General features: G+C 38.9%; 9 protein-coding genes. 6 read left to right on the forward strand and 3 right to left on the reverse strand.

The features are described 5' to 3' along the window. Positions 1-110: 110 nt before the first annotated feature. From BP621_RS11635 to BP621_RS11655, 5 genes are all read left to right on the forward strand, one after another. Positions 111-1256 (forward strand): TIGR04083 family peptide-modifying radical SAM enzyme, encoded by a 1146-nt coding sequence (locus BP621_RS11635; protein ID WP_292390099.1) that lies wholly within the window; start codon positions 111-113, stop codon positions 1254-1256. A gap of 94 nt (positions 1257-1350) precedes the next feature. Beyond that, positions 1351-1860 (forward strand): hypothetical protein, encoded by a 510-nt coding sequence (locus tag BP621_RS11640; RefSeq protein ID WP_292390101.1) that lies wholly within the window; start codon positions 1351-1353, stop codon positions 1858-1860. 231 nt (positions 1861-2091) lie between these two features. Continuing rightward, positions 2092-2448 (forward strand): hypothetical protein, encoded by a 357-nt coding sequence (locus BP621_RS11645; RefSeq protein WP_292390103.1) that lies wholly within the window; start codon positions 2092-2094, stop codon positions 2446-2448. Positions 2449-2781: 333 nt separating this feature from the next. After that, a complete protein-coding gene (locus tag BP621_RS11650) occupies positions 2782-3216 on the forward strand; it encodes an Abi-alpha family protein (protein ID WP_292390106.1) in 435 nt (144 codons plus the stop codon). A gap of 530 nt (positions 3217-3746) precedes the next feature. Continuing rightward, complete coding sequence (locus BP621_RS11655) at positions 3747-4511, forward strand: epoxyqueuosine reductase (RefSeq protein ID WP_292390108.1); 765 nt, start codon at positions 3747-3749, stop codon at positions 4509-4511. 339 nt (positions 4512-4850) lie between these two features. Here the strand turns inward: BP621_RS11655 and BP621_RS11660 are convergent, their stop codons facing one another. The 3 genes from BP621_RS11660 to BP621_RS11670 all read right to left on the reverse strand — a co-directional run bounded on the left by BP621_RS11660 (position 4851) and on the right by BP621_RS11670 (position 6761). Then, positions 4851-5699 carry a methanogenesis marker 8 protein gene (locus tag BP621_RS11660; protein ID WP_292390111.1) on the reverse strand — a complete coding sequence of 283 codons (849 nt, stop codon included), beginning with the start codon at positions 5697-5699 and terminating at the stop codon, positions 4851-4853. Between the two features lie 172 nt (positions 5700-5871). Then, the gene (locus BP621_RS11665; RefSeq protein ID WP_292390113.1) at positions 5872-6081 is read right to left on the reverse strand and encodes a hypothetical protein; all 210 of its coding nucleotides are present in this window, start codon (positions 6079-6081) and stop codon (positions 5872-5874) included. Next, positions 6078-6761, reverse strand: a complete 684-nt coding sequence (locus tag BP621_RS11670) for a hypothetical protein (protein ID WP_292390116.1) — start codon at positions 6759-6761, stop codon at positions 6078-6080. Before BP621_RS11670 ends, BP621_RS11665 begins: the two co-directional genes overlap by 4 nt. A 426-nt stretch (positions 6762-7187) precedes the next feature. Here BP621_RS11670 and BP621_RS11675 point away from each other — a divergent pair, with 426 nt between their 5' ends. Continuing rightward, positions 7188-8696 carry a hypothetical protein gene (locus tag BP621_RS11675; RefSeq protein WP_292390117.1) on the forward strand — a complete coding sequence of 503 codons (1509 nt, stop codon included), beginning with the start codon at positions 7188-7190 and terminating at the stop codon, positions 8694-8696. Positions 8697-9162 lie beyond the last annotated feature (466 nt).

Below are 9162 nucleotides of genomic sequence, written 5' to 3' on the forward strand. Positions count from 1 at the left end.
AATATACAAAAAGATATAAAAATAATATAGAGTTCCTCGATATTAATTAGCTCAGCAACTTCGAAAAGTACTAATAATTAAAAGAAGCTTAAAAAAAAGGTGCTTTAAATATGCCTTTTCATGTAATGCTTATCCCAACCCTTGGTTGTCCTGCTAACTGCAGTTATTGCTGGAGTTCCGAAGAAAAGTCCCCGATAATGAGCATTGAAACTATAAAAGAAGTGGTAGAGTGGCTTAAAACTTTCAGGGGAGATGCCGTGACTTTCACTTTCCACGGTGGAGAACCACTCCTGGCAGGGGCGGAATTTTATCGTGAAGCACTGCCGCTTCTGGCTGAGGGTTTGAGCCCCAGGAGAATCGCATTTGCTATACAGACAAACCTCTGGAAAATGACTCCTGAGATAGCCGAAATTTTTGCAGAATATGGGGTTCCGATAGGCTCCAGCCTGGACGGCCCAAAGGAACTTAATGACCTGCAGAGGGGAAAAGGATACTATGACAAAACCATGAGAGGCTATGAAATTGCCCGGGAGCACGGGCTTAATGTGAGGTTCATTACCACTTTCACTTCGCATTCCGTAAAACAAAAGGAAGAAATTTTCAATTTTTATCTTGAGAAAGGGCTCACGCTCAAGCTTCACCCCTGTCTGCCTTCTTTAAAAGGTGACAATCCTGATAAATGGACACTTGCTCCTGAGGAGTATGGAGAACTCTTAATTTATCTTCTGGACAAGTACCTAGAAAATCTGGGTCGGATTGAGGTTATGAATATTGACCACCTGTGCAAATGTGTCTTCACAGGCAGAGGTACGGTCTGTACCTATGTTGACTGTATGGGAGATACCTTTGCAGTCGGCCCTGAAGGAAACATATACCCTTGCTACCGCTTTGTCGGGATGCCCGAGTATGTTATGGGCAATGTTTATGACCGCCCTACTATGGCAGACCTTGCGCAATCCGAAGCCTGGAAGCAGATGCACCGGTTTAAAGAATATGTGGACACCGCATGCGGTAAATGTGCCCATATCAAATATTGCAGAGGCGGGTGCCCGTACAATGCAATAGTGCCCACGGGCGGCGAGATAAAGGGTGTAGATCCACACTGCTTAGCCTACAAGATAATTTTTGATGAAATAAACAAGCGTGTTAACGAAGAAATGTTTGGGGGATCCTCAGGAATAGATAATATGTTTATGCCCCAGACAATGAAGCCTTCAAAACCAGGAATTATGTCCCTTATGCTTAAGAAACTCTAAAACAAGCTCAAAATGTATGGAATTTATGAACGTATATGAAATTTAGGAAGTAATTACACTTTTGAAATAAAAACTGATTTTAACGGTGTTATTAATGGAAAAAAATTTAAAAATTGTAGCAATTCTTCTTGTTGTTGCTACTGTTGTCTTTGCAGCTGGCTGTGCCGGAAAGACAACAAATTCAGGGAATGAAACTTCAGAAAATGAGACTTCAGGAAATGAAACTCCAGATGTTTCAAACCAGACCACTCCAGCAGTAACAATCCCTTCGCCTATTGAAACCTCAAACGTGACTGAAAAAGCTAATGAAACTGTGGCAGAAGGCAATAACACTGAAAAAACTGAAAATATAACAAAGCCTGTAATCAGGAAAGCAACTTACGTAGCTCCGCATGAACCCAGTTCGGAAGCAAACCAGATAACCTATACCGTATACAACAACAGTGAGAATAATACACCAGTTGTTTCAAATCAGGGCACTCTGAAGATTATATCCAATGAAACAAATACAAGTCAGGGAAACACAACCACAGTTGATGACCCCTTGCGCAAAGAAAAAATCGCTCAGAATCACACGTCCTCCTACAAAACTATAAGTCTCTAAAATCTAAGTAACAAAAATAAAACAGCCGTGTAGTAAAGAAAATAACATTTGACCTGTTATTTGATCTCATTTTCTTTTTATTTCTCTTTTTGTTATTCATTAAGAAAAATCAGTTTAAATTCTCTATTAATTAAAATAATAAAGAATATCTGTGTTCTTAAGAATCATCTTTGTTTTTAAAATAGTTTATATATATTCACTTTCTAAACTAAACATATGGAAGAGAGCAAAATGAAGAATACAATCACGAGAAGTTTTGAGCTTCAGGACTACAGGATAGAAGGAACCGAACTTTCTGGCTTCTGGGCAGACTTAACGAGCAAAGAAGAATTGATAGTTGAGGTAAATTACATCCCTGAAAAGGAAAAAGTCTTCAGTCCCGCAGAAATCGAAAAGCTTGTACTGGAAATCCATAATAAATGCGGCAGCTTTGAGGTTCAACTTCCTGAAAATATAAAGTGCGAAGTCACCTTCAAAAATATTAGAGAGGATGTTTACAAAACCAGTCAGCCTGATTTTGAACTGAAGCCAAAGGAGCTGGAAGAACTTCAGGTTGCTTACCGCTTCTATGTTGAATATTACATATAATCCAATTAACTCATGGCTCTACACATTTGAGTTTTTCCAATAATATATAAGAAGTTTATTTGGAATCTAATAACTAGAACCCTTAACTAGAACCCTTGAACATAAGGTTATTTTGACATTTTTTTCAAAGTTTAGATTAAATAAAAGTACTGGAAAAAAGGAAATACAACTGGAAGCTTTTCATCATAAAAATAAAAGAGAAAAGATTATTAATTAAACAATTGTTATATTATAAATATGTCTGAATCTGAAAAATGGGCAAAAGCTGCTACTGAAAGTGCGAAGCTTGCTACAACAGTAGTAGATAAGATAAGTAATGTGTAAGGATTCATTGTGAAGTATGTAGATGAGCCACTTTCAGTACTGGTTGGGGAATGGGTAGATAATAAAAAGTTTGATCGTTGGGAAAATCAGTTAAGGATACTAGATAAAGTCAATGCAGAACTTAGAGAGAGAGGCTGCAAAAATATGAGAATGATCTCTCCAAAACTTGGAATTCCTCTTCTCGATAACGCTCTTTTAGAAGACGATGATGATTTGAGAGAAATTTGGTGTAAATTGATAGCAAATAGTTTAGATCCAAATTTCAACAAGGAAATAAGATCTGCTTTCATTGATATATTAAAAGAGTTAACCTCTCTTGATGCAAAGATTTTAAAATATATTTATGAGAATCTTCCAGATAAAAACAACCTACATAAAATAGATGATTATAACGAAAATAAAGTAAACACGGATAATATTATAAAGAATATAAATGTTCAATAGTCAGATATTTACGTAAGTTTATTCAATTTAAAGAGAGTTCAATGCATATGGAACTATGACTCCTTTAGTAAAAATGAAGCTACTAAAACTGCAACATACCTTTTCAATCGCGGAACAGATTATACACTTACACCATTGGGGTGTTCATTAGTAGAAGCGTGTATGAAGTGATTTTTATCAGTTAGTAACCACCAAAAAACTATCGGGCTTTTACGATAAAATATGGCAGTTATTTTAGTGGAAAAACACTGCATTTATCTGGACCTGTCCTCTAGCTTGTTTCCTAGAAGCTTTTTCTTTGAGTTTTCAGAAAAGTTCTTCCTTCTGTAGGCGAAAATTTCCTTTTCGTCTTTCTTTTGGAATCGATGCATTAGTTCACTTAATTTGCCGTAAATCTTAGATGTATTAACGAGTGGAAACGTTCAAATGAGTAAACAAAACTATCCCCCTGTAGCAATAATGAACTATAAAGAAGGGATGAATCCACGACTGAAGATCTGAAAAAAGCCCTCCTGCAGAAATGCAAAAGTATGGATATACCCATGGTTGGGGTTGCCAGTGTTGAGAGATGGAATAACCCTCCTTTTTTGCCGTGGATGCCTGAAGAATTCTATCCTCAATCCATATATCCTGAAGCAAAATCAGTGATAGTTATCGGATTGCCAATTCCTCTACCGGTGTTGGAGACATCTCCCTCTCTATATTACCGCGAACTGTACAATACTGTAAACACCTTACTGGATCAATACACATATCGACTTGCCAACTTTATGACCGATAGAGGATATCCATCTATTTTCGTACCTAGAGATGGGTATGGAAGCGTTCAGGTACTCATTGAAAATCCTACTGCATTCTTTTCCCACAGGCATGCTGCTTTTCTTGCTGGACTGGGAACTTTTGGGGTAAATAACACTATCCTTACACCAGAATATGGTCCCAGGGTTCGTTTCGGTTCAATTCTGTCCACAGCTGAGCTTCCTCCAGATCCAATGTTGGAGACTCAGCTTTGCACCCGCTGTATGCGTTGTGTAAAAATGTGTCCATCAAAAGCTCTTAATAAGGAAGATTACCCCAACGGACTGACAGATAAGAAAGCCTGTTCTACTTACAGTGCTGAATTAAACAAGCGTCACATTTCACCTTGCGGTATATGCATCAAGGTCTGTCCAGTAGGAAATGACAGAGCGGTATATAATAGGGAAAATAATGCGATATATGTAGATGAGGATATTTTTGCCAATTACCACAAAGCCTGGAAGCATGTTAGATCTTATGGCGGAGAGAATATGTAATTACCTGACCTCTTCGTTATTCAAAGGGTATTTTCCTTTAATTTAAAATCCAGGCATGCTCCATTTTGAGTTCTGGAAAAAACAGCCCATCAGTAACCATAGGAATTCCCTTGGAGGTTCGAAATGATATAACAGGGTTATAATATGGATGCATTTGTGGGTGTAATAATGGCTGGTACTATGAGTAGAATAAGAAGAAAAATATTCGGCGTGAAGAAGTAACTTTGCTTGCACGAATGCGCCAGCTCAACTTTGATTGAGGCTATTTAAGCCTCAACTAAGAAGTTACTCAACATCATTAGATTTATTATCAATTTGTTTCAAAACAAAAAACTGTTTTCATTTCAGTTCTCTGGGCTGTTTGTTTTCAGGCAGTGTAGGCAAAGGCATGGTATTGATCAGAATAGGGCTTTTGATATCTTTTGCCCTCTCGATCACTAGCTCCTTTCCTTTCTGGGTAAGGGCAAAAAGCGGAACCGCAGTTCCCACCTGGGCAAGAGGCTTTACAAGATCTCTCATGTACTTTGAAGCGCAGCTGGTTGTGATATCTGCATTTTCGATAAGAGTCTGGACCTCTTCCTTGCTTAAACCTGTAACATGTACGCCAATTACTATCAAATCAAGCCCGAGTTCGGCTTCAAGTTTCCTTAATTCTTTTGCGGTTTCAGCGAAAGCCACGGTTACTGCAATTTTTTTGTAACCGAGTTCTGCTGCCTTCCGAACTCCTGCAACCGGGTCTATTTTTGCAGTTGATGGGTCAAGCACGATCCCGCCGCGTTCCTGAATCCCGTTGATAATTCCATTAATCGGCTCGGTTTCGACAAGTCCGGACATCCTGCCGCCCATGCCCTGAACAAGGATTGGGTTATTGGAAATTACAGTTCCTGCGCCTTCGCAGGCGGTTACGGTTGTATCAAGCAAACCCCGACTCAGGCCTGTAAGCATAACTTCCGATGCTCCGAACCCTACAAAGTCCTCAAGCTCCAGCTTGCGTTTATCCGTAAACATTCCGAAATCGCTGATTCTGAATTCTATGTTCTTCTTAACCTCTTCCGAAGTTATCCTCTGGATTCCGCGCACCTTGGCAAAGATAGGACACCATTCAACTTCAGGCTCCCCGACTTCGATGACTTTCCCATCCTTTATGACTACTCTTGTTTTTCCAACCAATTCTATTATATGAGGCATAGTTGCACCTTTCAAATTGAGCAAAATTACATTTGTTAAGAAATTAATATCCGGTAAAAATAGCAGTTAATGTTTGTGGTTATTTATATAATAGCTTTTGGGCTAGGTTATCTATTCGATTTCTGTCTTTGATCTGCTGAGTTTAAAGAGTGAAGTCTGTTTTTTTGAAAGATTACTTTTTGAACTTCAGCTTGCTGACGATAGTCTGAAAAAGAGTTTTTGAAGCTGGAGGATGATTTGAAGCTGGAGAATTATTAGAAGTTGGATAATATTTTGAATTTTCATTGTCTTCAATCCCATCAAGCTCTTTCAATTTCTTTTCGCAAAAGCTAATTATCCTTGGGTCTTCAATCGCTTTTCCTATAGCAAGGGACTTCTTCAAAAATTCAATTGCTTTTCTGGGCTCTCCCAGATCACTGTACCCACTCCACCAACGCCACTGATAAGTAAAATTCGGTGATTTTCGAGGTATGTAAGGGCTTTTCTTAACTCTTCTGAACGATTTTCGGTAACGAATAGCTTTAGTTTTTCTGGATAATATGGAAGGGTTGAAGGATTGTAACGGTTCAGTATTTTCTGATTTGCGGCTTCTTTCCGTCTCTGGTCCAGATACTCAATAATTTTGATTAGTTCGTCTCCAGAAGGCGTTTTAAAATTGAAGAAATCATTGTAGTTCCCAACTACAAACTGGTCAATATTCTCCACATTGAAATTTATAATGATTTCAATATCTCTAGCAAGGTCTGAATTTTCTTCAAACAATTTCACTAGTTCCTGCTGAAGCTCTTCCTTTGCTTTTGGATCGTGGGAGTTTCTAAGAACTTTTGTAAGTGCTTTTTCGAGGGATACATTCATTTTAGGGCTTATTTTCTCCAGCAGAGCCTGTGATCTTTTTCCGCTTTCAGAACCGAGTTTTTCAAAGGCTTTTTCATACATCATATCCACAAGAACTTCTTTGCCTTTGTCAACTGCAGGTTTTCCTGCAATGCACAGGGCAGACAAGGCAGGAACGAGAATATTTGTTGCTTGCTGAGCGAGCTGGGCGAGAGCGGCTGGATCCATAAACTCCTCCAATTCTTTTTTGATATTGGAGGCAAGTAAAATAAATTTTGTTATTTAGAACAACTAGAATAAAAATTTCACAGGTTTTTACTTTTTCCAGGGCTTCGTTTGATAATATTCGAAGATTTCAGCTTTTTTGCAGACTTCAGGAAAAAGGCCGCTCTCCTGCGTCGAGCGTGAAGTTGCCAGGGTTCTGAAAAGCAGTACTCACAACCGGTTGTTAGAGTATAACATGAAAAATAAACTTTACAAATTTGCTATATTTTTAAGTGTTTCTGCGGCATTATTTTCACTAATAGAGATAAGTCAAAACAGGATGGGAGTAAGGAATTATACGGACTCTTAACTGATCAACTATTCAAGTTTAGTTAATGTCCTAACAAGGTTTCTAATATATCAAATAATAAATTAACTTGGGGGTTATATATGAAAAATTATATATTAGTTATAATACTTGGCGTTTTATTCATATCATTAACAGGAATTGCCCTCGCAGAGAATGTGGAAACGAATGTGAAAACATACGATGCGGAGGCTTTTCGACAGGCTTTAGAGAAGGATGGGTTTACCGTAAAGGAAGGTGAATTGGGTTACTTTGATTTAATCGGGTTATTAGAGAAAGGAGTATTGCCTTCTGCATATGGAAACAATCCCACCACAAAATATGTAGCATATTTTGTTCCAGCGGCAACTGGCTCTGAAGTAGATGAACGTGTTTCCAGGTTAACAAGTGCGCTCGGAATGAGCGGAAACACAACTCCAATCTGGAACCTTCGTCCTGATGAAGCTGTTGTTTTTGTAGGAAGAACACCGCCGGAATGCAGGTACTTCAGCTATGATCATTATATAATGCACAGGACATATGGGAACGAGAGGAGATGGCTCTTTTCCAACATAGCAGATACAGTGAACAACCTGGTTATCAAAACCGAAGGGACTCCAAATGGGTCGTCTGGAAATCCTTTCAATCAAACCACGGTAATAATCATTACGGCCGACAAAGGCATCGATCAACGCATCCGGGCTGCTGCCCAATCAGCAGGGTATTCGGACAATATAATTAACACTCAGGTGCTTCCCTCATCCATATTAAAAATGGGCCTGGAGAATAACTCCGATACATTTGCTGCATTTGTCCGTCCAGCCTTATTCAATGACACGCGGGCTGGTGACAATTACATAAATAATACACCTGCAACTATTTTCCGGATTACTCCCAATAACACTACGAAGCTGGACCCGTATAATTATCCAGAGCTAAGAGTCCGCGGAACTGGAAAAACGGAATTTGAGCTTATGGATGATCTCGAAGAGTTAAGGAATGCAATTCTCAATAAGTATAATGAGTCGAATGCCACAGAGCTTCCGACCAGTCAGGCAGTTCCGGTAGGGAGTGATGCTATTCAGAGAGGAATCAATGGCGTAGGTCCCAATAACGATGCATGCTATCTATGGACAGCAAACCAGACTGCCTCTTCGCCAACACCTCCTTTCTTTAACACCTCGCTGTACTATCCTTTCTTGCGAAACCCGGCAATTACTTTAGGTAATGAAACCAATGAGTTCATAATTGTCTATGGGGTTAACCATGTAACAACAGGAAAGGCGACATACTCTAACTTCGCAATATACGGAGCAGATATGTGGAACGGTGTTAGAGCGATCACAGACGCAGATTTCAATGGGTCTGCTGAGGAATATCTTCCCAACAATCCCAATGCGAAATACCTTTATGTCTACAAGCTCTCCAGGAACTGTAGCGACGGTGATCAATACTGCTACGAGGTTCCCTATGGTATGGGACCTCATGGAATAGAGCTGGATCAGCCGCTTTTTATTGGCTGGAGGGCTTACTTGGAAAACACGACAAAGACTGGGCCAGCCTACTCAGAGATCGTGTACGATCGAGCTATAAAGTTCGACCCAAAGAGTTGAGTATAAGTAAATGGGATATTAAAGCAAATTCAAGCTCTGGTTGATATGTGTTACTTATAACACATATCTTCATTTTTTGTATTTACAAATCAGAGCTATATTTTATAATATCTTTTATTGTTTAGAAAGATTAAAACGAAAATTTTCAGGTTTTGGCTGTTTTAGAATTCCATCTATAAAATTCGGGACTGAAAAGGGCTTTAATTTCAAATAGTATCGGAAGCCCCGTCAGCTTGTCTGGTGGCACTTACCAAAAAAAGAAAGGATTATAAAAAGACTTATGTATATAATTTTCCCAAGTAGTGTTAGTTCTACTTTTTTAGCAAATCTGAGGCTCTTTCGTGTTTTTGCTGGCTTTTTTATTTTTTGTCTGCAAGACTGCTCTCCTTCATCAAGCATTGGGGATGTTCAGGGTTCTGAAAAGCGATTCTCTTTGCCACGCGAGCTGGATAATAGAAACCAAAGT

Source organism: Methanosarcina sp. UBA5 (genome assembly GCF_002505485.1).
GTDB lineage: Archaea > Halobacteriota > Methanosarcinia > Methanosarcinales > Methanosarcinaceae > Methanosarcina.